The organism is Cupriavidus sp. CPT47-8839-RL05A (assembly GCF_058792255.1).
Window position 1 is genome coordinate 279,636 of the sequence record NZ_JBYTEG010000004.1, and the last position, 21,416, is coordinate 301,051.

The 21,416-nt window shown below is 67.5% G+C and carries 23 protein-coding genes and 2 tRNA genes; 12 read left to right on the top strand and 13 right to left on the bottom strand.

Features of this window, described 5'->3' with window-relative positions; all coding sequences use genetic code 11:
* Positions 1–3: 3 nt before the first annotated feature.
* Genes AC3WVS_RS06535 through tsaB form a run of 4 tightly spaced genes read right to left on the bottom strand, consistent with a single transcriptional unit; the run spans position 4 to position 3,296 of the window.
* On the bottom strand, positions 4–1,140 hold the full coding sequence (locus tag AC3WVS_RS06535; protein ID WP_492317882.1) for a DUF1853 family protein: 1,137 nt from the start codon (positions 1,138–1,140) through the stop codon (positions 4–6).
* Complete coding sequence (locus tag AC3WVS_RS06540; RefSeq protein ID WP_492317883.1) at positions 1,115–1,984, bottom strand: uracil-DNA glycosylase; 870 nt, start codon at positions 1,982–1,984, stop codon at positions 1,115–1,117. Before AC3WVS_RS06540 ends, AC3WVS_RS06535 begins: the two co-directional genes overlap by 26 nt.
* Entirely contained in the window at positions 1,981–2,541 is a 561-nt protein-coding gene (gene rimI / locus AC3WVS_RS06545) for a ribosomal protein S18-alanine N-acetyltransferase (RefSeq protein WP_492317884.1), read from the bottom strand. The genes AC3WVS_RS06540 and rimI overlap by 4 nt, the downstream gene beginning before the upstream one ends.
* A complete protein-coding gene (gene tsaB, locus AC3WVS_RS06550) occupies positions 2,538–3,296 on the bottom strand; it encodes a tRNA (adenosine(37)-N6)-threonylcarbamoyltransferase complex dimerization subunit type 1 TsaB (RefSeq protein ID WP_492317885.1) in 759 nt (252 codons plus the stop codon). The genes rimI and tsaB overlap by 4 nt, the downstream gene beginning before the upstream one ends.
* Positions 3,297–3,426: 130 nt before the next feature.
* On the opposite strand from tsaB, the gene AC3WVS_RS06555 reads away from it, so the two are divergent.
* Positions 3,427–3,696, top strand: a complete 270-nt coding sequence (locus AC3WVS_RS06555; protein ID WP_492317886.1) for an acyl-CoA-binding protein — start codon at positions 3,427–3,429, stop codon at positions 3,694–3,696.
* Positions 3,697–3,721: 25 nt separating this feature from the next.
* Here the strand turns inward: AC3WVS_RS06555 and AC3WVS_RS06560 are convergent, their stop codons facing one another.
* Both AC3WVS_RS06560 and AC3WVS_RS06565 read right to left on the bottom strand, forming a co-directional pair.
* Positions 3,722–5,203, bottom strand: a complete 1,482-nt coding sequence (locus tag AC3WVS_RS06560; RefSeq protein WP_492317887.1) for a DHA2 family efflux MFS transporter permease subunit — start codon at positions 5,201–5,203, stop codon at positions 3,722–3,724.
* Positions 5,200–5,676: an SRPBCC family protein gene (locus AC3WVS_RS06565; protein WP_010810624.1), complete on the bottom strand. Its 477-nt coding sequence runs from the start codon at positions 5,674–5,676 to the stop codon at positions 5,200–5,202. Before AC3WVS_RS06565 ends, AC3WVS_RS06560 begins: the two co-directional genes overlap by 4 nt.
* A gap of 135 nt (positions 5,677–5,811) precedes the next feature.
* Here AC3WVS_RS06565 and AC3WVS_RS06570 point away from each other — a divergent pair, with 135 nt between their 5' ends.
* The 6 genes from AC3WVS_RS06570 to AC3WVS_RS06595 all read left to right on the top strand — a co-directional run bounded on the left by AC3WVS_RS06570 (position 5,812) and on the right by AC3WVS_RS06595 (position 8,953).
* Positions 5,812–6,486, top strand: a complete 675-nt coding sequence (locus tag AC3WVS_RS06570) for an SGNH/GDSL hydrolase family protein (protein ID WP_492317888.1) — start codon at positions 5,812–5,814, stop codon at positions 6,484–6,486.
* A 115-nt stretch (positions 6,487–6,601) separates the two neighbouring features.
* Positions 6,602–7,009 carry a VOC family protein gene (locus AC3WVS_RS06575; protein ID WP_010810622.1) on the top strand — a complete coding sequence of 136 codons (408 nt, stop codon included), beginning with the start codon at positions 6,602–6,604 and terminating at the stop codon, positions 7,007–7,009.
* A 165-nt stretch (positions 7,010–7,174) separates the two neighbouring features.
* Complete coding sequence (locus AC3WVS_RS06580) at positions 7,175–7,423, top strand: AbrB/MazE/SpoVT family DNA-binding domain-containing protein (protein ID WP_492317889.1); 249 nt, start codon at positions 7,175–7,177, stop codon at positions 7,421–7,423.
* Entirely contained in the window at positions 7,417–7,737 is a 321-nt protein-coding gene (locus tag AC3WVS_RS06585; RefSeq protein WP_492317890.1) for a type II toxin-antitoxin system PemK/MazF family toxin, read from the top strand. Before AC3WVS_RS06580 ends, AC3WVS_RS06585 begins: the two co-directional genes overlap by 7 nt.
* A 203-nt stretch (positions 7,738–7,940) precedes the next feature.
* Positions 7,941–8,753, top strand: coding sequence for a MetQ/NlpA family ABC transporter substrate-binding protein (locus tag AC3WVS_RS06590; RefSeq protein ID WP_492317891.1), 813 nt, complete (start codon positions 7,941–7,943; stop codon positions 8,751–8,753).
* A gap of 113 nt (positions 8,754–8,866) precedes the next feature.
* Positions 8,867–8,953: transfer RNA gene (locus AC3WVS_RS06595), tRNA-Leu, on the top strand.
* A gap of 74 nt (positions 8,954–9,027) precedes the next feature.
* Here AC3WVS_RS06595 and AC3WVS_RS06600 read toward each other — a convergent pair.
* Complete coding sequence (locus AC3WVS_RS06600; protein WP_492317892.1) at positions 9,028–9,852, bottom strand: substrate-binding domain-containing protein; 825 nt, start codon at positions 9,850–9,852, stop codon at positions 9,028–9,030.
* A gap of 121 nt (positions 9,853–9,973) precedes the next feature.
* On the opposite strand from AC3WVS_RS06600, the gene AC3WVS_RS06605 reads away from it, so the two are divergent.
* Entirely contained in the window at positions 9,974–10,879 is a 906-nt protein-coding gene (locus AC3WVS_RS06605) for a LysR family transcriptional regulator (protein ID WP_492317893.1), read from the top strand.
* Positions 10,880–10,983: 104 nt separating this feature from the next.
* Positions 10,984–11,070: transfer RNA gene (locus AC3WVS_RS06610), tRNA-Leu, on the top strand.
* 62 nt (positions 11,071–11,132) lie between these two features.
* On the opposite strand, the gene AC3WVS_RS06615 is transcribed toward AC3WVS_RS06610, so the two are convergent.
* Positions 11,133–11,345, bottom strand: a complete 213-nt coding sequence (locus tag AC3WVS_RS06615; RefSeq protein WP_492317894.1) for a hypothetical protein — start codon at positions 11,343–11,345, stop codon at positions 11,133–11,135.
* Positions 11,346–11,709: 364 nt separating this feature from the next.
* On the opposite strand from AC3WVS_RS06615, the gene AC3WVS_RS06620 reads away from it, so the two are divergent.
* Together AC3WVS_RS06620 and AC3WVS_RS06625 are read left to right on the top strand one after the other, a co-directional pair.
* Complete coding sequence (locus tag AC3WVS_RS06620; protein ID WP_492317895.1) at positions 11,710–13,260, top strand: serine hydrolase; 1,551 nt, start codon at positions 11,710–11,712, stop codon at positions 13,258–13,260.
* 42 nt (positions 13,261–13,302) lie between these two features.
* Entirely contained in the window at positions 13,303–14,172 is an 870-nt protein-coding gene (locus AC3WVS_RS06625; RefSeq protein WP_492317896.1) for a metal-dependent hydrolase, read from the top strand.
* A gap of 14 nt (positions 14,173–14,186) precedes the next feature.
* Here the strand turns inward: AC3WVS_RS06625 and AC3WVS_RS06630 are convergent, their stop codons facing one another.
* From AC3WVS_RS06630 to AC3WVS_RS06650, 5 genes are all read right to left on the bottom strand, one after another.
* Entirely contained in the window at positions 14,187–15,290 is a 1,104-nt protein-coding gene (locus AC3WVS_RS06630) for a mandelate racemase/muconate lactonizing enzyme family protein (RefSeq protein WP_492317897.1), read from the bottom strand.
* A gap of 107 nt (positions 15,291–15,397) precedes the next feature.
* The gene (locus AC3WVS_RS06635; protein WP_492317898.1) at positions 15,398–16,384 is read right to left on the bottom strand and encodes a tripartite tricarboxylate transporter substrate binding protein; all 987 of its coding nucleotides are present in this window, start codon (positions 16,382–16,384) and stop codon (positions 15,398–15,400) included.
* Between the two features lie 90 nt (positions 16,385–16,474).
* The gene (gene pyk, locus AC3WVS_RS06640; protein WP_492317899.1) at positions 16,475–17,893 is read right to left on the bottom strand and encodes a pyruvate kinase; all 1,419 of its coding nucleotides are present in this window, start codon (positions 17,891–17,893) and stop codon (positions 16,475–16,477) included.
* Entirely contained in the window at positions 17,890–19,140 is a 1,251-nt protein-coding gene (locus AC3WVS_RS06645) for a glycerate kinase type-2 family protein (RefSeq protein ID WP_492317948.1), read from the bottom strand. The genes pyk and AC3WVS_RS06645 overlap by 4 nt, the downstream gene beginning before the upstream one ends.
* A 58-nt stretch (positions 19,141–19,198) precedes the next feature.
* On the bottom strand, positions 19,199–20,287 hold the full coding sequence (locus AC3WVS_RS06650) for a tartrate dehydrogenase (protein WP_492317900.1): 1,089 nt from the start codon (positions 20,285–20,287) through the stop codon (positions 19,199–19,201).
* 124 nt (positions 20,288–20,411) lie between these two features.
* Between AC3WVS_RS06650 and AC3WVS_RS06655 the strand changes: the two genes are divergently transcribed.
* A complete protein-coding gene (locus tag AC3WVS_RS06655; protein WP_492317901.1) occupies positions 20,412–21,335 on the top strand; it encodes a LysR family transcriptional regulator in 924 nt (307 codons plus the stop codon).
* Positions 21,336–21,416 lie beyond the last annotated feature (81 nt).

Consider the following 21,416-nt stretch of genomic DNA (forward strand, 5'->3'; position numbering starts at 1 on the left):
GTGTCAGGCCGCGTCCTGCGCGGCCTGCGGCCCTGGCCTTGGCGGCTCCGCCGCCCGCGCCAGCGCCCGCTCCTCCCACCCCGGTGGCACCACGAACCCGCGCGAGCATTCGCGCCACCAGCCCGGCGCCTCCGGCCCGGCCGGTTCCAGTTCGCACAGCATCACCGGCGATTCGCGCCGCCAGCCGTGGTCATGGCGCGGGTCGGCAAAGCGCTGCGCCAGCATCGCGCGCAGCGCGCCGACTTCTTCCGTGCCGGATTCGGGCACCAGCGCGCCCGACAGCCAGCCGGTACGCGGCAGGCGGCACCAGCGCAAGCCGGGCCGCGCGGCAGCGCGGGCGGCCCAGTCATCGAGCGTGGACCACCAGCCGTGCAAATGGTCTGGCGCGATGCCCAGCGCATCCAGCCCCGGCGGCACCCGGCCATCGCGATAGAACAGCCAGCCCAGCAGGTAGACCTCGCTGCGGTCCACCATATGTCCCAGCAGGGCCTGTGCCTCCGCGGTGCAGCCAAGGGGGAGCTGGCGGTGCACGATGTGGCCCAGCTTGTCGCCAAGGCGGTCGACCAGGTTCGGGCCGACGAAATCCTGCGCCCGCGCCACCTGGCTGTCGCCAGGCGCCATCAGGTAGAACTTGGCCGCCATCTCCCAGTGGACCACCGCGCCCGACGCCTGCTCGCGCCAGATAAAGTCCAGTTCGCCCAGCGTGCGGATACCCTGCCGCCCGGCGCGCCGCACCGGCACGTTGGCGGCCAGCAGCGACAGCCCCTGCATATGGCGCAGCGCAAAATGCAGCAGCCGCTCGGCATGGCGGCCCAGGCGCAGGCTGCGGCTGGCGGGGTCCTGGTCGGGATCGTCGGCGGAGGGGGCGGCGTGGCCGTCGGCCAGTTCGTCGATGGTGGCGGGCAGCGTGGCGGGGTCAGCGGCTTCCAGCCAGTGTTGCCAGGCGGCCAGCGTGCCGGCGGGCCAGCGCGCCGGGGCCGCGCCCGGCACCGCCGCCAGCAGCGGCGGCGAGAGCGTGGTCCAGGCCAGGTCGCGCGTGCGCGCCGACGCAGCGCGGCGCCACAGTGGCGGGCCCGACGGCCTGTTGCCGTCGCCGCCGCTGGTCAGGGAGAGATCAGGCCCCAGCTCCCGCACGGTCATGGACCTCCCTGGCCAGGCACAGGTCTTCCCAGGCGCGCGCCTTGTCGGTCAGGGTGCGCAGCAGGTAAGCCGGATGGTAGGTCACCACCACGGGGATGCCTTCATAGCTATGTACGGTGCCGCGCAGCTTGCCGATCGGGGTGGCGGTGCGCAGCAGCGACTGCGCCGCAAAGCGGCCCAGGACCACGATCACCCTGGGCTTCACCAGCGCGATCTGGCGGCGCAGGAACGGCTCGCACTGCGCCACCTCCTCGGGCTCCGGGTTGCGGTTGCCGGGCGGGCGGCACTTGAGCACGTTGGCGATAAACACATTGCGCCCGCGCGCCAGCCCGAGCGCGCCGAGCATATTGTCGAGCAGCTTGCCGGCCTGGCCCACGAAGGGCTCGCCCTGCAGGTCTTCGTTCTCGCCGGGGGCTTCGCCCACCAGCATCCATTCGGCCTGGCGGTCGCCCACGCCGAATACGGTATTGGTGCGGTTCTGGCACAGGCCGCACGCGGTGCAGCCGGCCACGGCGGCGTCCAGCGCCGGCCATTCCATGCTGGCGATGACGGCTTCGCGGTCTGCTTGCGCCGAGCCGGGTTCCGGGCCAGCGGGAACCAGAGCAGGCGCAACCGGCGCCCGGGAGACCGGCGGCGCCACTGGCGCCGGCACCGGCACGGCGGGTTCCGCAGCCGGGGCGGCAACCACCGCGGCAACCTCGGCCACAGGCGCCTCCGCCACAGGCATCGCTGCCTGCGCCACGGCCACCTCCGGCGCCGCCTCTGCCTGCGCATCCGCGCGCTCGCGCGGCACCCATTCGGTCGGGATGCCCAGGACTTCCAGGAACTGTGCGCGGCGGCTCATGCCCTGCCCTCCGTGCCTTCATTGGCGGCGGACTCGGCCGGCCAGCTGCGGCGCAGCACCAGCGCGTCCTCGCGCTTGCTGCCCAGGGCCGGGTAATAGCCCTTGCGGCGCCCGATCTCGGCAAACCCCGCCGCCTGGTACAGCGCGATCGCGCCGGTATTGGACGGCCGCACTTCCAGCAGCATGGTATGGATGCGGTGCGCGTGCGAGGTGGCCAGCACCACCGCCAGCATCAGCCGCCCCAGCCCCTGGCGCTGGCGCCGCGGCTCGACGGTGATATTGAGCAGGTGCATTTCATCGACCACCGGCATCAGCACGGCGTAGGCCACCAGCGTGCCGGCCGGGTCGCGCAGCGTCAGGCCGAGATGCCCGGACTTGACCGAGTTCTCGAAATTGCCGCGGGTCCACGGATGGCTGTAGGCACGTGCCTCGATGCCCGCCACGGCCGCCAGGTCGAGCGCGCTCATGCGGCCCAGCGCCCAGCCGTCCGGCAGCACCGGCATGGCCGGCACGGTCGGCCAGTGGTTGCGGGGATCGAGCGGATAGGCTGCACTCACGATGCGCTCCCGGCCTGGGCCGCGGCACGGGCGGCAGCGGCGGCTTCGCGTTCGGCGATGGTCTGGGCGACCTTGTCGCGCAAGTAGATCGGCATGGCCTGGTCGGCGTCGATGGCCTCGCCGCGCGCCAGTGCGCGCAGTGCAATCGCGACCATCGGCTGCGCGTCGGGCATCGCCTCCGGCAGCACGCGCGCGGCGCGCGCCAGGCCCGCCAGCCGCTCGCCGAACACCGTCGAGGCGTTGCCGGCCAGCCAGTATTCGCCGTCGGGCAGCGGCACGGTTTCCGGCGCGCTGACCTGCATCGGCGTGACTTGTGCCCATTCCCGCGCGCTGGCATGCCAGCGGAAAGCAGCGGAATAGGCTTCATCCATGCGCGCATCCAGCGCCACCAGCACCGCGGTGTCGTCCGGCAGCGCCGGAGTAGCGGCGCGCGCGCGCTCGGCGCAGGTCATCAGGGTATTGACCGGAACCACCGGCAGCCCGGCGCCGAAGGCCAGCCCCTGCGCCACGCCGCAGGCGGTGCGCAGGCCGGTGAACGAGCCCGGGCCGGCGCCAAAGGCAATCGCGGCGCAGTCCGCCAGCGCGATGCCGGCTTCGGCCAGCAGCTCGCCGGCAGCCGGCAGCACGCGTGCCGACGAGCGTGCACCAGTGTGCTCATGGCGCACCAGGCACTCGACTCCGGCACCGGGCACCGCACGTCCGAGCGCGACCGAGCACCACTCTGTAGAAGTTTCAACAGCAAGAATCCAGGACATGGCGCGATTGTATCCGGTGACGCCCGGAATCGAGGGCTTCTTCGGTTTTATACGGACGGCGCGGCGCCGCCGGGCGGCTATCATCGGCCTGCACTTTCGCAATCCAGACAGCACACACGGAGGAACCCCCATGAGCGACCTGCAGGCACGCTTCGACCAGGCCCAGATCAACGTCAAGCAACTGAGCGAGCGCCCCAGCAACATGTCCCTGCTGCGCCTGTACGCCCTGTTCAAGCAAGGCAGCGAAGGCGATGCCCACGGCGACAAGCCCGGCATGACCGACTTTGTCGGCCGCTACAAGTTTGAAGCCTGGGAAGCCCTGCGCGGCACCGCGCGCGAACAGGCGATGGAGCAGTACATCGCACTGGTGGAAGAACTGCGCAGCGGCGCAGCCAGCTGAGCCGGCGCAGCCAGGCCCGGCGGCCTCAGGCCGCCGGCACCGGCCGCGGCCGGATCCGCCACGCCGCGATCATCGCGCTGGCAATCACCACGCCCACGGCCAGGAAGGTTTCATCGAAGGCACGGATGCGCGCCGCCTGCACGGCGGCGTCGCCGGCCTGGCCCAGCACCGCGCCGTGCTCCGCCAGCCGCCATTGCAGGCCCACGCCCGCCAGGCTCACGCCGATGGCGCCGCCCAGCTGGCGCAGGAAGTTGATGCAGCTCGAGCCCTGCGCGATCAGCGTGAAGTCCACTCCCCGCATTGCCCCCAGCGTCAGCGACGGCAGGATGCAGCCCAGCCCGATCCGCCCCAGCACCGCCAGCGCCACCAGTACCAGATATGGCGTGGAGCGCGAGCCCAGCGCCATCAGCAGGAACGACAGCGACAGCAGCGCCAGCCCGAACGACACCTGGATATGCGGCGCGATCTTGTGGGTGAAGCGCCCCGATACGGCAATCGTCAGCGCCAGCATCACGCCCGCCGGGAACAGCACCAGGCCCGCGCGCGACGGCGTGTATTCCAGCGCCATCTGCATATAGACCGGCAGCAGGTAGGTCGAGCCGAACAGCCCCGCGCCGTAGATAAAGGCCACCACCGCGCCGGCAGCGAACTGCCGGTAGCTGTAGAGCCGCAGATTCATCAGCGGATGCGCCGCGCGTAGCTGCCACAGCACGAACGCCGCCAGCATCAGCACGCCGAAGCCCAAAAGCGCCAGGCCCGCGGGCACGCTGTCGCGCATCTCGACCACGCCGTTGAGCAGGCTGACCGTGGCAATGCCGGCCAGGCCCAGCCCGCGCCAGTCCAGCGGCTGGCGCTCGCCCATCATGATCGAGTCCACCGCCATGAAGCGCCGCGCCATCAGCACGCCGATCAGCGTCAGCGGCACCACCACGAAGAAGATCGAGCGCCAGCCGAAGGCCTCGACCAGGAAGCCGCCCAGGCTGGGCCCGAGCGCCGGCGCCAGCACCACGCCAAAGCCGAACATGCTGATCGCCTTGCCCTGCTCGCGCTCTTCGAACACGCGCAGGATCAGGATATTGGGCAGCGGCTGCATGATGCCCGCGGCGACGCCTTCGGCCACGCGCATCGCGATCATCACTCCGTAGGTCGGTGAAAAGCCGCCAAAGAGCCCGCCCGCGCCCAGCAGCAGCGAGGCCCCCAGGAAGGTGCGGCGCAGCCCGTAGCGGTTCAGCAGCCAGGGCGTCAGCAGCATCGACAGCGTCATCGCAATCATGAAGCTGGCCGCCACCCATTGCGCGCGCTCCTGCCCCAGCACGAAATGCCGGCTCAGGTCCGGAATCGCTACGTTGATGATGGTGGACGAGACGATCGACGAGATCGTGCCCAGCATCAGCGTCACCAGCACCAGCCAGCGCAGCCGCTCGCCGTAGCGCGCACGCAGCGCCAGCCGGGTCGGCAGACCCGGCCGCTGGCCGGAACCCTCCGGCGTGGCGGGACCCTCGCTCACCCCAGCCGTCCGGTGTCAGCGATCTCGCGGATCTTGCGCACGGTGTCGATATCGGCCTCGTGGTAGGCAGACTTGACGATCTCGGCATAGCGGTCATCGCCGCTGGCGTCGACCGCCGGCATGGTGGTGTTGTAGACAAAGCGCAGCAGCAGCGCGCCCGGGCCCGGGGTCTCGATCGCCATGGTCAGCGTGCCGCCGGCATGCTCGGCCGTGGCCGCGGTTTCATAGCGCACCTGCCGGCGCGGCTCGAACACCACATGGTCATGGATCGACGCCTCGCCAAAATGCAGCACGCGATCGATCCAGTTGTCGCCGCGGCCGACTACCTCGGCGCGGTCCAGCCCCAGCACGAAGAGTTCGGGCGACTCGGCGCGCAGCACCAGCCCTTGCCACAGCTGGTCAGGCGTCAGCGGATCCAGTTGAGGATTGCCTGGATCGTTGATCTCAACCAAGTGCTCGAAACGCAACTTCATTCTCCCGATCGTCAGTAAGTCGATATTATGAAGTCTCCGCGTATTCGGGAGACCTTTTTGTCTGCGCGGTGCAACATGGCTTGACACGGACCATTGCCCTTTATCGACCAATATCCACGCCAACTGGAGTCCCGCATGACCGCCGCGCCGCTGGCCGAAACCGATCCCCTGCAGATCCTTGTCTACGCCGACTCGCTGTCATGGGGCATCGTGCCCGGCACGCGCCGGCGCCTGCCCTTCCCGGTGCGCTGGCCCGGCCGGCTGGAGCTGGGCCTGAACGCCGACGGCGGCGCCCCGGTGCGCGTCATCGAAGACTGCCTGAACGGCCGCCGCACGGTCTGGGACGACCCATTCAAACCCGGCCGCAACGGCCTGCAGGGGCTGGCGCAGCGCATTGAAATCCACGCGCCGCTGGCGCTGGTGGTCCTGATGCTGGGCAACAACGATTTCCAGTCGATGCACCCGCACAACGCCTGGCACGCCGCCCAGGGCATCGCCACGCTGGTGCAGGCGATCCGCAGCGCGCCGATCGAGCCGGGCATGCCGGTGCCGCCGGTGCTGGTCGTCACCCCACCCCCGATCCGCACCCCGCGCGGGCCGCTGGCGCCCAAGTTTGCCGGCGGCGAACATAAGTGGACGGGCCTGCCGCAAGCCGTGGCCGAGGTCTGCACGCAACTGGGCTGTCCGCAGTTCGACGCCGGCACCGTGATCCAGAGCAGCGAGGTCGACGGCGTGCACCTGGATGCCGACGCGCACCTGGCACTCGGCGACGCGCTGCGCCCGGTGGTGCGGGAGCTGTTGCGCGGCTAGCGCGCCGTTCCTGGCACCTGCCTGGCCGGCTGAAACATCACTCCTGACAGCAGTTGTCAGGAGACCCGGCGCACAATGCGGCCGCTCTCACACGGAACGCCGCCAGGAGGCTGTCATGGAGTTGCTGATCAATATCGATGTCGACGATTTGCCGCGCGGCATCGACTTCTACGCGCAGGGGCTTGGCCTGAGGCTGAACCGCAAGCTGTTCGACGGCACCGTTGCCGAAATGCTGGGCGGCAACACCCCCATCTACCTGCTCGCCAAGCCCGCCGGCACCCGCCCCACCACCCGCGCCGATACCCGGCGCGACTACCGCCGCCACTGGACCCCGGTCCACCTCGACTTCGTCGTGGCCAACCTGGAACAGGCCATCGAACGCGCGCTGGAAGCCGGCGCCGAGATCGAGGACTGGCCGCAGGATTTTGACTGGGGACGGCAGGCAAGGCTGTCGGACCCGTTCGGCCATGGCTTGTGCTTTATCGAGTGGAAGGGCCAGGGATATGGGGCGGTGGCCGGCTGAGCCAGTGGCGCCGGCGGTGCGGGAGTCTTCGGACGATTCGCGTTCCCCTGGCGTCGCCAGGATGTCACATTTCCATGCGGCATCGCGCTTGCCTGTTTCCTTGACGCCCGCGCTGTAATAACATTGTGCTTACGTCAACACTGCTCACCACCATGAGGGACAAGCATGAAAGCGACGATCCGCAAGATGGGCAACTCACAAGGTGTCCTGATCCCCAAGGCAATCCTGGCACAGCTAGGTCTGGAGAATGAAGTGGAAATGGAAATCGTGAATGACGCGCTGGTGCTCCGGCGCCCCAAGCAAGCACCGCGGCAAGGCTGGGCGGAAGCCAGCCAGGCCATCGCCGCGGCCGGTGACGACGGCCTGGTACTGGGCGATTTCCCCAACACCGACGACGCGGAGCTGAAATGGTAGCGCGCGGCGACGTCTGGCTGGTTGCGCTTGACCCGACCGTCGGCAGCGAGATCGAGAAAACGCGCCCCTGCGTCATCCTCTCGCCGCCGGAGATGCACGACTACCTGCGCACCGTCACCGTGGCGCCAATGACTACCGGCAGCAGGCCGGCACCGTTTCGTGTCCCGGTAACTTTTCAGCGCAAAACTGGCCTGATCCTGCTGGACCAGCTCCGGACCGTGGACAAGTCCCGGCTGGTCAGGCGGGCCGGCGGCCTGAGTGACAGGCTCGTGGCAGACACCTTGCGGACATTGCGCGAAGCCTTTGCAGACTAAGCCGTGGCACAGAAGCATTTAATGCCGTCAATCTGGCGTCATTTAGATTCATAAGCATATGAAAAAGAAATAGACGCCAGATTCATTCCCGCTGCGCCATCTGAACGCAATTGCGTTAATCTGTGGCCCTCGCCCCGGTCAGGCGATCCCTGCCCAGGCGACTGTCTCACTCGCCACATAACCAGAATATTTCCAGAACTCCTATGCGCAGCACGTCTCTCATCAAGCGTCTGGCGGTTGCAGTGTCCGCCCTTGGTCTTATCGCCGCCGGCAGCGTCTCGGCCCAGGAACAGACCATCCGCGTCGGCACCGTCAGCGGCCCCGATGCCGAAGTCTGGCAAGTCGTCCAGAAGGTGGCCAAGCGCAATGGCCTGAACGTCAAGGTCGTCGAGTTCAACGACTACGTGCAGCCCAATGCCGCACTGGATGCCGGCGACCTGGACGCCAACAGCTTCCAGCACCAGCCCTACCTGGACAGCCAGGTCAAGCAGCGCGGCTACAAGATGCAGAGCGTGGGCTACACCTATATCTCGCCGCTCGGTATCTACGCGAAGAACCTGAAGTCGCCGAAGGACCTGCCGCAAGGCGCCAAGGTGGCCGTGCCCAACGACCCGTCCAATGAAAACCGCGCCCTGCTGCTGCTCCAGTCGCAAGGTGTGATCAAGCTGAAGGCGGGCGCCGGCACCAATGGTGTCAATGCCACCCCGCTGGACGTGGCCGAGAACCCGAAGAAGCTGAAGCTCGTGGAACTGGATGCAGCCCAGCTGGCCCGTGCCCTGCCCGACGTCAGCGCCGCCGTGATCAACACCAACTATGCGCTCGCCGCCGGCCTGCAGCCGACCAAGGACGCGATCGCGCTGGAAGACATCCACAGCCCGTACGCCAACATCATCGTCGTGCGCACGCAGGACAAGGACAAGCCGTGGGTCAAGAAGCTGGTGGCAGCGTACCAGTCTGAAGACGTGCGCCAGTTCATGAAGGCCCAGTACAAGGGCGCGATGGTGCCGTCGTTCTGATTGCCCGTGGCGCATCCGGATCGCCGTAACGCGGTCCGGCCAGCGATGCTGCGTGTGCCCGCCGGAGGTGCTTGCAAATTTGTGAACCTTCGGTAAAATGCGCCGTTCACCTTGCCCAGGTGGCGGAATTGGTAGACGCACTAGGTTCAGGTCCTAGCGGTGGCAACACTGTGGAGGTTCGAGTCCTCTCCTGGGCACCAAGTTTTAAAGCGAGAAGCCCGCACGAAAGTGCGGGCTTTTTGTTTTTGCGGCCGCCAACCGGTATTGAAGCGGCTTAGCGTTTTTGCGGCTGCCCCAGAACCGGCGGCGCCGGTGGCGGCAGCGGCGTGGCAACCGGCTCCAGCCCGGTCGTTCGCACGATGGTGGCTGCCGCCGGGGACGCCAGGAACTGAACAAACCGCGAAGCCGCCGCGCTCTGGTGGCCCGCCACCATCCCGGCGGAGAAGAAGACCCGCTGCTGCAGTTCGGCTGGCAGCGGGCCGACGAAATCCAGCTCCCTGAACGGCAGCAGCTCGCTGACTTGCTGAAAGCCGATTTCCGCATCGCCACGGGCCACCACGGCGCCGACGCGCTCGCTGTTGATCTTGCGGGCCTTGTCCTTGATCTGGTCCGCGACGCCGAGCCGGTGGAACAATTCACCGGACAGGTAAGTTCCGCTGGCGCTGGCTGAATACGCAATCGATTTAGCGTTGAGCAAGGTCTGCTTCAAGCCCTCTGCGGTGCTGATATCGGGCTTGGGCGTGCCCTTGCGGACCGACATGCCGATCAGCGACTGCGCCAGGTCCACCCGGCTGCCCGCTGCCACCTTGCCCTCCGATATCAGCTTGTCGAGACCCGAGTCCGCCAGGATCACCACATCGAAGGTCTCGCCGCGTGCCAGCCGGCTGGGGATGGAATCGGGTGCATTGCCCATCGACGCGCCGTAGGCGGTGATGATCCGGTCCTGCGTGGCGGCTTCATACAGCGGCACCAGTTGCTGGTATGCCGCGGTGAAACCACCCGAGGTAATCACTCGGATATCGTCGGCCCAGGCGGGCGCGGCCAGCCATAGCAGGAAAACCAGTGCGGCCTTTCTGGCGGCCAGGGCAGTCAGCTTCATTTTCGTCTCCGTGATCTCGTTGCTGGCGCCGCAAGAGCGCCAGTCTTCCTCGTTCTTCTGCGTTGCCAGAGTATTCTCGTAACACTATTCTGTGAATTGCAATGTTCTGATGGTTTCATGCATGTCACGCATCAATTTCGCCCTTGAGGATTTGCAGGCATTTATCGCCACGGCGGAGAAAGGCAGTTTCCGGGTGGCCGCCGAGACCCTGCATATCTCGCAACCCGCGCTGAGCCGCAGGATCGACAAGCTTGAAAAGACGCTCGGCTCACGCCTGCTGGAGCGCACCACCCGCCGCGTGGAGATGACACACGTCGGCAGGCAGTTCCTGGAGGAAGCGCGGACTGCCCTGGATATTCTCGACAGCGCCGTATTCCGCCTTGGTGACGAAGCCGCGCTCCGGCGCGGGCTGGTGACGGTGGCGGCGATACCGTCTGCCGCGGTGCATCTGCTGCCCGAAGCCATCAGCGTGTTTGCCGCCCGTCATCCTGGCGTGCGCGTGCGTGTGATCGACGAAAGCGCCAACGCGGTGCTGTCCAGCGTGCTGTCGGGCGAATCGGACTTCGGGCTCAACTTCATGGGTTCCCAGGAACCCAATATCGAGTTCCGCCCGATCCGTATCGAACCCTACAGGCTGGTGTTGCGGCGCGACCATCCCTGGGCCCAGCGCAAGTCGGTCGCGTGGGCGGACCTGGCGGGGCAGCGCATGGCCGGCGTGTCCAGGCAAAGCGGCAATCGCGCCCTGATCGAGAATGCCATCGCCCATCTTGAACAGCGCCCGACCATCTATTACGAAGCCAACCACGTGGTTGGCGTGCTGGCGCTGGTGGAAGCCCGCCTCGGCATGGCCGTGCTGCCGGGCCTGGCACTGCCACGCGATCATCCCCGCCTGTGCGCCATCGCGCTGACCGAGCCTGCCGTGGACCGTATCCTGGCGCTGATACGACGTCGCGACCGGGCGTTGCAGCCTGCGGCCAAGGCGCTGTTTGACATCCTCACTTCCGACGCTGACGTGTCCACCGATTGACCAGCAACAGCGGCCTCACCGCAGCTCAACTGGATTTCTTGCGCCAAAGCCGGCCGAGGGGCTTGCAAAATCCGCAGCGCGCTGTAAAATCCGGCGCTCACCTTGCCCAGGTGGCGGAATTGGTAGACGCACTAGGTTCAGGTCCTAGCGGTGGCAACACTGTGGAGGTTCGAGTCCTCTCCTGGGCACCAGAGATTCAAGCAGAAAGCCCGTACGAAAGTGCGGGCTTTTTGTTTTTGCCGCGGCGAATGCTTCAATCATCCGCGCACAGCTTTGCCGCCGTATGGTCCAGCTGCGCCTTCACCATTGCCAGCAGCGAATACACGTTGTGGCAGCCCTCCGACCGTTCGCTCTCGATTTCAACCAGCAACAGGATGGCACTCAGCCCGGCGCTGATTTGCTCAAAGGACTCGATGGTGCCGGCCGGGACGATATGCCGGACATCTGCAGGGTGATGAGTAGACATTTGCATCGCGCTTTTCTCCTTTAGAGAACGCCCGCCTGCCCAAGTGTGAAGAAGGTGGCGGGCCAGACAACGGGGGTGACATTGCCGGTGCAACAATGACGGAAAACCGGCCAGCCATAAGGCTGCCCCGCCCGGCCCGCCGTGGAAAACGGCCTGCCCGCGGATTTTTTTACCTGGTCATTGTTGCTTTGCCGGGTTGTCACCCCCGCTCACCGAACCCTTCGGTGAGGCTTGCAGTTTCCCGCTCCCGCCATCGTGCTGCGATAAGACGTTTCGCATTCGCCACTCCCCGCCCTATCGCCTACAGTATTCCTATCCAAGGGCGCGGCCGAGCCGCCTGACCGAAGAACTGCGGAGAACCACCGTGGGCAAACTGCAAGAGCGTCGCCGTTTCCTGGGAGCCGCGCTGGGCGGCCTGCTGGTCCCTGCCCTGCCCGCCTGCGGCGGGGATGATGACGATCCGCCCAAACCGCCCGATCCAGTTCCCGAATCCCAGATCACCCAGGCCATTGCCCAGGTCGACAAGCTGGCCGCTGACCTGATGGCCAGTTCCGGCGTGCCGGGCATGGCCGTCGCCGTGGTGCGCGGCAATCAAACCGTTTACGCCAAAGGCTTTGGCCGCAGGCTGGTAACCGACCCCGCGCCGGTCGATGCCGACACTGTGTTCCAGCTTGCGTCGGTGTCAAAGCCTATCGGGGCAACCGTGGTGGCCCGGCAGGTCGGCCGCGGCGGCATCAGTTGGGATACGCCGGTGCGCGCGCACCTGCCGTGGTTCGCGCTCGCGGAACCGGAAGTCACGGAAGCCGTCACCATTGGCGATCTCTACGCCCATCGCTCCGGCCTGCCCGACCACGCCGGCGACCGCCTTGAAGACATGGGCTACGACCGCCAGCAGGTGCTGACGCGCCTGCGCTTCCTGCCGCTGCATCCGTTCCGGGCGGTCTATGCGTACACCAACTTTGGCATGACCGCCGCCGCCGAGGCCGTGGCCACCGCGGCCGGCATCGACTGGGCCACGCTGTCCGAGCAGGCCATCTACCAACCGCTGGGCATGGCGCGCACCAGTTCGCGCTACGCCGACTTTGCCGCGCGCGACAACCGCGCCCTCGGCCATGTCAGGATCAACGGCGCCTGGGTGCAAGGCATGGGCACGATGCCGGATGCGCAGTCGCCCGCCGGTGGCGTCAGCTCATCCGTCAACGACATGGCGAAATGGCTGGCGATGCTGCTCGCCAAAGGCGAGTTCGCAGGCCAGCGCATCGTCGACGCCGCCGCGCTGGCACCCGCGCTGGGCCAGCAGATGCAAAGCAGTCCGCCCGTCAGCGGACGGCCGGCCGGCTACTACGGCTATGGCTTCAATGTCGGCACGACCGAACTCGGGCTGACCTCCTATAGCCACTCCGGCGCGTTCGCGGTGGGCGCGGCCACCAACTTTACCGCGGTGCCGTCGCTGAACCTGGCCATCGTGACGCTGACCAATGGCTATCCCATCGGCGTCCCGGAAACCCTGAACGCACAATTCTTCGATCTCGTGCAGTACGGCGCCATCCGGCGCGACTGGGGCAAGATCTACGGCGATGCGCTTGCGCCGCTGCTGGCACCGGAAGGCCGACTGGTGGGCCAGGCACCCCCGGCCAACCCGCTGCCGGCGCGCGCACTCTCGGCTTACACCGGCACCTACCAGAACGACTACTACGGTCCGCTGCAGGTGACCGACCAGGGCGGCACGCTGGTGATGACGCTGGGCGCCACCCCTCTCACCTTGCCGCTGAGCCACTGGGACGGCGACGTCTTTACCTTCACGCTCAATAGCGAGAACGCGACGCCGGGCACGATCTCGCAGGCGGCGTTCTCCAGCGACCGCGTGTGGCTGGAGTATTACGACCACGAAGGATTGGGCATGTTTGTCCGCTAGTACTGCAAGTTGCCAGGCCAATTCATCCAGGGAAGAAAGACCATGACCAGACTGCGCGCCGTTCTCCTCGCCACCGGCATCGCCCTGCTCGGCGCCTGCGCCGCGCCCACGCCGCCAGCGGAGGCCCAGCGCCCGATGCCGGCCGGCCAGCCCACCGCCGGCAAGGCCGAAGTGCTGTGGCTGGGCCAGGCCGCCACGCGCATCACCACGCCCGGCGGCAAGGTCATCGTGGTCGACCCATGGCTCACCACCAATCCCAAGACGCCGCCAGGCTTCAAGCAGCTCTCGGCGCTGGGCAAGGTCGACCTGATCCTGGTCACGCACGCCCACAGCGACCACCTGGGCGATGCCCCCGCCCTGGCCAGGCTGACCAACGCGCCGATCTACAACGGCGGCGGCCTGGGCCAGGCCCTGGTCAGCCTGGGCATGGTCCCGGCCGCGCAGGCGCAGCGCTTCGGCAAGAGCGGCACGGTCATGCCCTTTGGCCCGACCGGCCCCAGAATCACCGCAGTGCATGCCGAGCACTCGTCGGAACTGGCGCTGAAGAACCCCGCCACCGGCAAGGACGAAACCCACTACGGCGGTGAGCCCGTCGGCTACATCATCGAGCTGGAGAACGGCTTCAAGATCTGGCACATGGGCGATACGGGACTGTTCGGTGACATGCGGCTGATCGGCGAGGTCTACAAACCCGATCTCGTGCTGATCCCCATTGGCGGCCATTTCACCATGGGACCGCAGGAAGCCGCCATCGCGGTGCGCGACCTGATCCGGCCGCGCTTTGCGATTCCGATCCACTATCAGACCTCGCCGCAGTTGAGCGGGACACCGGAGGCGTTCAAGGCGGCGCTGGGCGCTGGCGCCGCGGCAAGCGTGATCGTGCCGCAGCCGGGGGAGAAGGTGGATTTCTGATGCCGGGATGATGCTCACGCAACGCGATAGCGCCGGATGACCTCCGGATCCGGGTCGATGCCCAGGCCCGGGCCAGCGGGTACCGCGATCATGCCATCGCGCGGCACCACGGCATCGCCAAGCACCTGCGCCTCCATGTCGAAGTAGCGCCATTCGATCATGGCCGCGGCATCCCCCAGCGCTGCCGTGGCATGCATGCTGGCCAGCAGCCCCGGGCCGTCGTAGAAGGTATGGACCATCACTTGCGTGTTGTGCGCCTCGGCCAGCGCAAAGACGTTGCGCAAGGCGCTGATGCCACCCATCTTGGCCGGGCTGGGTTGCACCACATCGACGGCGCCCACGCTGAGCAGGTGCTGGAACTCCATCAGCGTGGTGGCATTCTCGCCGGCGGCGACCGGGATGGCGCACTGCTGGCGCAGGGCGGCCAGTCCGGCGTAGTTCTCCGGCGGCCACAGGGGCTCTTCCAGCCACCGTAGCGACAAGGGTTCCAGCGCGCGCGCCATGTCGATGGCCTCATGGAGCGGCCACGGGCAGTTCGTATCCAGCGTGATCTCGATGTCCGGGCCCGCCGCTTCGCGGGCGGCGCGGATGACCGCGAGGTCGACCTCATGCAGCTTCAGGCTCCGGTAGCCATCGGCGATGGCGCGCCTGACATTGACCGCTATCGTTTCGGGATCGGCATACCGGATCAGGCTGGCATAGGCAGGCAGGCGGTCCCGGCGCGCGCCCCCGAGCAGCTGGTGAACGGGCAGCCCGGCCGCTTTGCCGCAAAGGTCCCACAGGGCGATATCGAGCGCGGACAGCCCGTAGAAGATGGCCCCGCTGCGCCCGAAGACATGGAACCTGCGTTGCAGGTCCAGGCCGATGGCATCGATCCGGGTTGCGTCCCGGCCGATGCAGGCAGGCGCCAGCATCTGTTCGATGGCCGCCTTGACCGCCGGAATCCCCACGAAGCCGAAGGTCTCGCCCCAGCCGACCAGCCCATCGTCGGTCGTCACCTTGAGCAGCAGCGAGTCGGCGGCCTGCATCCCGGCGCCGCCCCAGACGCCCGCGGCGGAAACGCCGCCCACCGTGAACGGAATGCGCAGGACGATGGCTTCGATGCTCGCGATCTTCATGGCGCCCTCCCTCCGTTACCCGCAGTCCGCCCGTGCAACGCATAAGGCGATGCCGGGCAGAGTTCAATATAGGCGAGAAGGCAAGCAACCGAATGACGGCGGGTCGCCTACTCGATCGTCACCTTCCCGTCCTTCACCAGCCTGGCGAACTTGACCGTCTCGTCCTGGATCCGCTTGGCAAACTCCTGCGGCGTGCTCGCCATCGGCTCGGCCCCGACCGCCACCATGCGCTGCTGGAAGTCCGGCGATTTCACGATCTTGACGATCTCGGCGTTCAGCCGCGTCACGATGGGCGCCGGCGTGGCGGCCGGCGCCAGCACGCCGAACCAGGTGCCGATATCGAAGCCCTTCAGCCCCGCCTCTTCCAGCGTCGGCACATCAGGCAGGACGCTGGAGCGCCGCGCTGTAGTCACTGCAAGGGCGCGCAGCTTGCCCGACTTGATGTGCTGCAGCACCGGCGTCAGAGTATCGAACGACATCGTCACCTGTCCGCCGAGCAGATCCGTCGTCAGCGGACCACTGCCCTTGTAAGGCACGTGCAGCAGCGGCGCACCGGTCGCGGCCTGGAACTGGGTGCCGATCAGGTGCTGCGCGGTGCCGTTGCCATTGGAGCCATAGGCAAACTCCGGCGCTGCCTTCTTCGCCAGGGCCACCAGTTCACTGACGTCCTTCGCCGGCGTCTTGGCGGCATTGATGACCAGCACGTTGGGCACCATGGCGACCGTGGCGATGGGCGCCAGGTCCTTCTGGAAGCTGTAGGGCAGCTTCTTGTAGACGCTGCTGGCAATCGTATGGTGGACCGCGCCCATCAGCAGGGTGTAGCCGTCCGGCTTGCCCTTGGCGACGTAGTCCGCGCCCACGGTGGCGCCGGCGCCGGGCCGGTTCTCGACGATCACGGGCTGGCCCAGGCTCTTCGACAACTGGTCGCCCAGCGCGCGGGCCAGCACGTCGGTAGTCCCGCCCGACGGGAACGGCACCACCAGGGTGATCGGCTTGGCCGGCCATTCCTGTGCCAGGCAAGTGCCGCTGAGGATAAAGCCGGCTGCCAGCACGGCCACACCGGAAATACGACGCACGAGTTCAGTACCACGCATGCTTTGTCTCCTGAATGTTCTATGTTTGCAGCCGCTTTTCGGCTGATTGATGCCTTGATGGCTCCTTGGTCCCCCTGCCCGATGCCTGCCTTACTGGACCTGCGCGATGCGCAGCAGGTTGGTGGTGCCGGCCACCGTGAACGGCAGGCCGGCCGAGATGACGATCTGCTGCCCGGCCACGCCAAACTGCTCCTTCAGCACGGTACGGCTCGCCAGGTTGGTCATCTCCAGCACATCGACCACTTCATGACAGAGCACCGCGTGCACACCCCAGGCCAGCGCCAGCCGGCGCGCGGTGCCGATCCGCGGCGTCATGCCCAGGATCGGCACTTCAGGCCGCTCGCGCGCCATCCGCAGCGCGGAGTAGCCTGAGCTGGTGTAGGTGACCGCGGCCGGCACGCGCAGCAGGTTGGCCACGTGCCTGACGGCATAGCCGATGGCGTCGGCAGCTTCCGCGCGCGGGGCCGAGTGCGATGCCTGGATGGCTTCGTGGTAATGCGGATCCGATTCGGTGCGCGTGATGATGCTGTCCATCATCCGCACCGCCTCCACCGGATAGCTGCCCGATGCCGATTCCGCGGACAGCATCACGGCGTCGGCGCCGTCGTAGATCGCGGTTGCCACATCGGACGCTTCGGCGCGCGTCGGCACCGGCGCGGCCACCATCGACTCCAGCATCTGGGTCGCGACGATCACCGGCTTGCCGGCCTTGCGGCAGGCGCGCACGATGCGCTTCTGCAGCGACGGCACCTGCTCCGCCGGCATCTCGACGCCCAGGTCGCCGCGCGCGACCATGACCGCATCCGATGCCGCCACGATCGCTTCCAGGCTCTGGATGGCGGCCGGCTTTTCCAGCTTGGCGACGATGCCGGCGCGGCCGTCCACGATCTGCCGGATCTCCTCGATATCCTCGGCGCGCTGCACGAACGACAGTGCAATCCAGTCCACGCCCAGCGACAGCCCGAAGTCCAGGTCGCGCCGGTCCTTCTCGGTCATCGCCGACAGCGGCAGCACTACGCCGGGCACGTTGACGCCCTTGCGGTCGGACAGGGTGCCGCCATTGATCACGGTGGTTTCCGCGCACTCCGGGCCGCAGCGCTCGACGCGCAGGCGCACGCGCCCATCGTCGACCAGCAGCTCCCCCCCGGGCTGCAGCGCCGCGAAGATCTCCGCATGCGGCAGGCTGACCCGCTTCGCGGAGCCCGGCACGCTGGCATCGAGATCGAGCCGGAACGCGGCCTGCGCGGCGAGTTGCACCGGGCCGTTAGCAAAGGTGCCGATGCGCAGCTTGGGCCCTTGCAGGTCCAGCAGCACGCCGATGGGCCGGCCACGCGCTTGCTCGATGGCGCGGATGCTTTGCAGCCGATGCTGATGGTCTGCTTGGGTGCCGTGGCTGAAGTTGAGGCGGAACACATCGGCGCCCGCGTCAAAGAGGCGCTCGATCATGGCCGGGTCGGTACTGGCCGGACCCAGCGTGGCCACGATCTTGGCATTGCGAAGGCGTCTCATGCGGAGGCTCCGGAAGCGCGCGTCAGCAAGATCGCGCGGAAGTCGTTGACATTGGTCAGCGTGGGACCGGTGATCACGGCATCCCCCAGCGCCTCGAAAAATCCATGGCCGTCGTTGGCGGCGAGCGCATCCTGCGGACGCAGTCCGGCGCGCCAGGCGCGTTCCAGCGTGTCGGGGCCGATCACCGCACCGGCGATCTCTTCCTGGCCGTCGACGCCGTCGGTGTCGCCCGCAATCGCATGGAGGCCGGGTTCTCCGCGCAGCGTCAGCGCCAGCGACAGCAGGAATTCCACGTTCCTGCCGCCCCGGCCCGCGCCCCGCACCGTGACCGTGGTCTCGCCGCCGGACAGCAGCACGCACGGTGCCGCAAACGGCTGGCCATGCCTGGCCGCCGCCAGCGCGATACCGCCCATGACCTTGCCGACATCGCGGGCTTCGCCTTCGATGGCGTCGCCCAGGACGTGCACCGCGAAGCCCGCGTCGCGGCCCACCTGCGCGGCCGCTTCCAGCGCCAGCCGGGGCGTGGCGATGAACTCGGTGCGGATGCGCGGCAGGCGCGGGTCGCCGGGCTTGAGCGTCTCGGCCGCGTCGGACGCCAGCACGGCCATCACATTGGGCGGCAGGTCAATCGCATACCGTTTGACGATGTCCAACGCATCGGCGCGCGTGGTCGGGTCAGGCACGGTCGGGCCCGAGGCGATATCGATGGGGTCATCGCCCGGCACATCGGAAATCAGCAGGTTCAGCACGCGCGCCGGATGGCACGCGGCTGCCAGCCGGCCGCCCTTGATGGCGGACAGGTGCCGGCGCACGCAATTCATCTCGGAAATCGTCGCGCCGGACTTGAGCAGCGCGCGATTGACGCGCTGCTTGTCGTCAAGCGTGATGCCGGCAAGCGGCAGCGGCAGCAGCGACGATCCGCCGCCTGAGACCAGGCAGATCACCAGGTCGTCCTCGCCCAGGCCCGCCACCATCGCCAGCATGCGCTGCGAAGCGGCCAGCCCGGCATCATCCGGCACGGGATGAGCGGCCTCCACGATCTCGATGCGCGAGCACGGCACCGCATAGCCGTAGCGGGTAACGACCAGGCCTTCAAGCGGCCCGTGCCATGCCGCTTCCAGCGCGCTCGCCATCGCCGCCGAGGCCTTGCCCGCGCCAATGACGACGGTGCGTCCGCGCGGCGGCGGCGGCAGGTGCCGCGCCAGGGTCCTGGCCGGCTGGGCGGCGGCGACCGCCGCCTCGAACATGCGCCGCAGCAACACGCTGGGCTCGGAATATTGCAGGCTCACGAAACCGCCCTTGCGCTCAGGCGGCCTTCGCTTGCTGGCCAGCGGCAAGCAAGTCGCACACCGCCCTGGTCACTTCAGCGGTAGTCGCCTTGCCGCCGAGGTCGCCGGTATGCAGCGCGGGGTTGGCGGTGACGGTTTCGACGGCCTGCATCACGCGCTGCGCCGCCTCGTTCTCGCCCAGGTGTTCCAGCAGCATGACCACCGACCAGAAGGTGCCGACCGGGTTGGCCAGGCCCTTGCCCATGATGTCGAAAGCCGAGCCGTGGATGGGTTCGAACATCGACGGGTAGCGGCGCTCCGGATCGATATTGCCGGTCGGGGCGATGCCCAGGCTGCCGGCCAGCGCCGCCGCCAGGTCGCTCAGGATGTCGGCATGCAGGTTGGTGGCGACGATGGTGTCCAGCGAGGCCGGACGGTTCACCATGCGCGCCGTGGCCGCATCGACCAGTTCCTTGTCCCAGGTAACGTCCGGGAAGTCCCTGGCCACCTGCACGGCCACCTCGTCCCACATCACCATGGCGTGGCGCTGCGCGTTGGACTTGGTGATCACCGTCAGCAGCTTGCGCGGACGCGACTGGGCCAGCTTGAAGGCAAAGCGCAAGACGCGCTCCACCCCTACGCGGGTCATCATGCTGACGTCGGTGGCCGCCTCGATCGGGTGGCCCTGGTGCACGCGGCCGCCCACGCCCGAATACTCGCCTTCCGAGTTCTCGCGCACGATCACCCAGTTCAGGTCTTCCGCGGCACAGCGCTTGAGCGGCACATCGATGCCGGGCAGGATGCGCGTCGGGCGCACGTTGGCGTACTGATCGAAGCCCTGGCAGATCTTCAGGCGCAGGCCCCACAGCGTGATGTGATCCGGAATATGCGGGTCGCCGGCGGAGCCGAACAGGATGGCATCCTTGTCGCGCAGCGCATCCAGGCCGTCGGCGGGCATCATCACGCCGTGCTGGCGGTAGTAGTCGCCACCCCAGTCGAAGTCTTCGAACTCAAAGCGGAAGTCAGCACCGGCAGCCGCCAGCGCCTCCATCACTTCACGGCCGGCCGGCACCACCTCCTTGCCAATGCCATCGCCGGGGATCGTTGCAATGCAGTACGTCTTCATCCGTGTCTCCTGGTCCAGATCGATTCAAATACGAGTTGAGTGCATGGGGCGGATTCTGGGCCGTGGACAAGGTTTTGGATCGCTTGTAGAGTTAAACCATTGTTAACCTCAAATTAAAGATGGAATGGCGCTATCGTCCGGCATCCAACCGTCAGAACTGGGATTCTTCACGTCGGTGGCCACGGCAGGCAGCCTGAGCGCGGCCGCGCGCGACCTTGGGATCACTACCGCCGCGGTCAGCAAGCGGCTGGCGCAGATGGAGGCGCGCATCGGCATGCCGCTGGTGACGCGCACCACGCGGCGCATGAGCCTGACGCCGGAGGGCGAGGTCTACCTGGAGCACGCGCGGCGCATCCTCAGCGAGATCGACGACCTGGACCAGATCCTGACCCGCTCAAAGGGCCGGCCGAGCGGCCTGCTGCGGGTCAATGCCACGCTGGGGTTCGGGCGCATGCATGTGGCGCCGGTGATTTCCGAGTATGTCGCCACCTACCCCGAGGTCGATGTCCAGCTCCAGCTGTCCGCCGACCCGCCGCCGCTGACCGAAGATGCCTTCGACGTCTGCGTCCGCTTCGGCCAGCCGCCCGACGCCCGCATCGTGGCCCGGAAGCTGGCGCCGAACCGGCGCCTGCTATGCGCCTCGCCCAAGTACCTGCGCAGCCACGGCACCCCGCACACGCCCGCCGACCTGCGCCAGCACAATTGCATCGGCATCCGCCAGGGCAGCGACGCCTATGGCGTGTGGCGCCTGACCTCAGGCAAAGGAACCAAGGCGCGGACCGAATCGGTCCATGTGCGCGGCAACCTCACCACCAATGACGGCGAGATCGCGGTCAACTGGGCGCTGCAAGGCCACGGCATCCTGATGCGCGCCGAGTGGGACATCGAGCGGTTCCTGCGCAGTGGCCGCCTGGTGCAGGTACTGCCGCAATACGCGACGCCGGAGGCGGACATCTATGCCGTCTACCAGCAGCGGCACCAGTTGTCGTCCCGGATCCGGCTGTTCGTGGAGTTCCTGGCGGCCAAGTTCAGTGAGTTTGGGAAGTAAACGCAGCAGGTTGTTTTCCGGCGTCCGGGCCGCCAGGCGTGGATTCGAATCAATCGACCGGAAAGGGACAGAAGCGCCCCA

Coding starts and splice junctions, on each gene's coding strand:
- AC3WVS_RS06585 (WP_492317890.1), top strand. CDS start 7,417: ATGGTAGCGCGCGGCGACGTCTGGCTGGTTGCGCTTGACCCGACCGTC.
- AC3WVS_RS06655 (WP_492317901.1), top strand. CDS start 20,412: ATGGCGCTATCGTCCGGCATCCAACCGTCAGAACTGGGATTCTTCACG.
- AC3WVS_RS06540 (WP_492317883.1), bottom strand. CDS start 1,984: ATGAGCCGCCGCGCACAGTTCCTGGAAGTCCTGGGCATCCCGACCGAA.
- AC3WVS_RS06645 (WP_492317948.1), bottom strand. CDS start 19,140: ATGTTCGAGGCGGCGGTCGCCGCCGCCCAGCCGGCCAGGACCCTGGCG.
- pyk (WP_492317899.1), bottom strand. CDS start 17,893: ATGAGACGCCTTCGCAATGCCAAGATCGTGGCCACGCTGGGTCCGGCC.
- AC3WVS_RS06535 (WP_492317882.1), bottom strand. CDS start 1,140: ATGACCGTGCGGGAGCTGGGGCCTGATCTCTCCCTGACCAGCGGCGGC.
- AC3WVS_RS06650 (WP_492317900.1), bottom strand. CDS start 20,287: ATGAAGACGTACTGCATTGCAACGATCCCCGGCGATGGCATTGGCAAG.
- AC3WVS_RS06605 (WP_492317893.1), top strand. CDS start 9,974: ATGTCACGCATCAATTTCGCCCTTGAGGATTTGCAGGCATTTATCGCC.
- AC3WVS_RS06555 (WP_492317886.1), top strand. CDS start 3,427: ATGAGCGACCTGCAGGCACGCTTCGACCAGGCCCAGATCAACGTCAAG.
- AC3WVS_RS06580 (WP_492317889.1), top strand. CDS start 7,175: ATGAAAGCGACGATCCGCAAGATGGGCAACTCACAAGGTGTCCTGATC.
- AC3WVS_RS06575 (WP_010810622.1), top strand. CDS start 6,602: ATGGAGTTGCTGATCAATATCGATGTCGACGATTTGCCGCGCGGCATC.
- tsaB (WP_492317885.1), bottom strand. CDS start 3,296: ATGTCCTGGATTCTTGCTGTTGAAACTTCTACAGAGTGGTGCTCGGTC.
- AC3WVS_RS06630 (WP_492317897.1), bottom strand. CDS start 15,290: ATGAAGATCGCGAGCATCGAAGCCATCGTCCTGCGCATTCCGTTCACG.
- AC3WVS_RS06625 (WP_492317896.1), top strand. CDS start 13,303: ATGACCAGACTGCGCGCCGTTCTCCTCGCCACCGGCATCGCCCTGCTC.
- AC3WVS_RS06590 (WP_492317891.1), top strand. CDS start 7,941: ATGCGCAGCACGTCTCTCATCAAGCGTCTGGCGGTTGCAGTGTCCGCC.
- AC3WVS_RS06570 (WP_492317888.1), top strand. CDS start 5,812: ATGACCGCCGCGCCGCTGGCCGAAACCGATCCCCTGCAGATCCTTGTC.
- AC3WVS_RS06600 (WP_492317892.1), bottom strand. CDS start 9,852: ATGAAGCTGACTGCCCTGGCCGCCAGAAAGGCCGCACTGGTTTTCCTG.
- AC3WVS_RS06635 (WP_492317898.1), bottom strand. CDS start 16,384: ATGCGTGGTACTGAACTCGTGCGTCGTATTTCCGGTGTGGCCGTGCTG.
- AC3WVS_RS06615 (WP_492317894.1), bottom strand. CDS start 11,345: ATGTCTACTCATCACCCTGCAGATGTCCGGCATATCGTCCCGGCCGGC.
- AC3WVS_RS06565 (WP_010810624.1), bottom strand. CDS start 5,676: ATGAAGTTGCGTTTCGAGCACTTGGTTGAGATCAACGATCCAGGCAAT.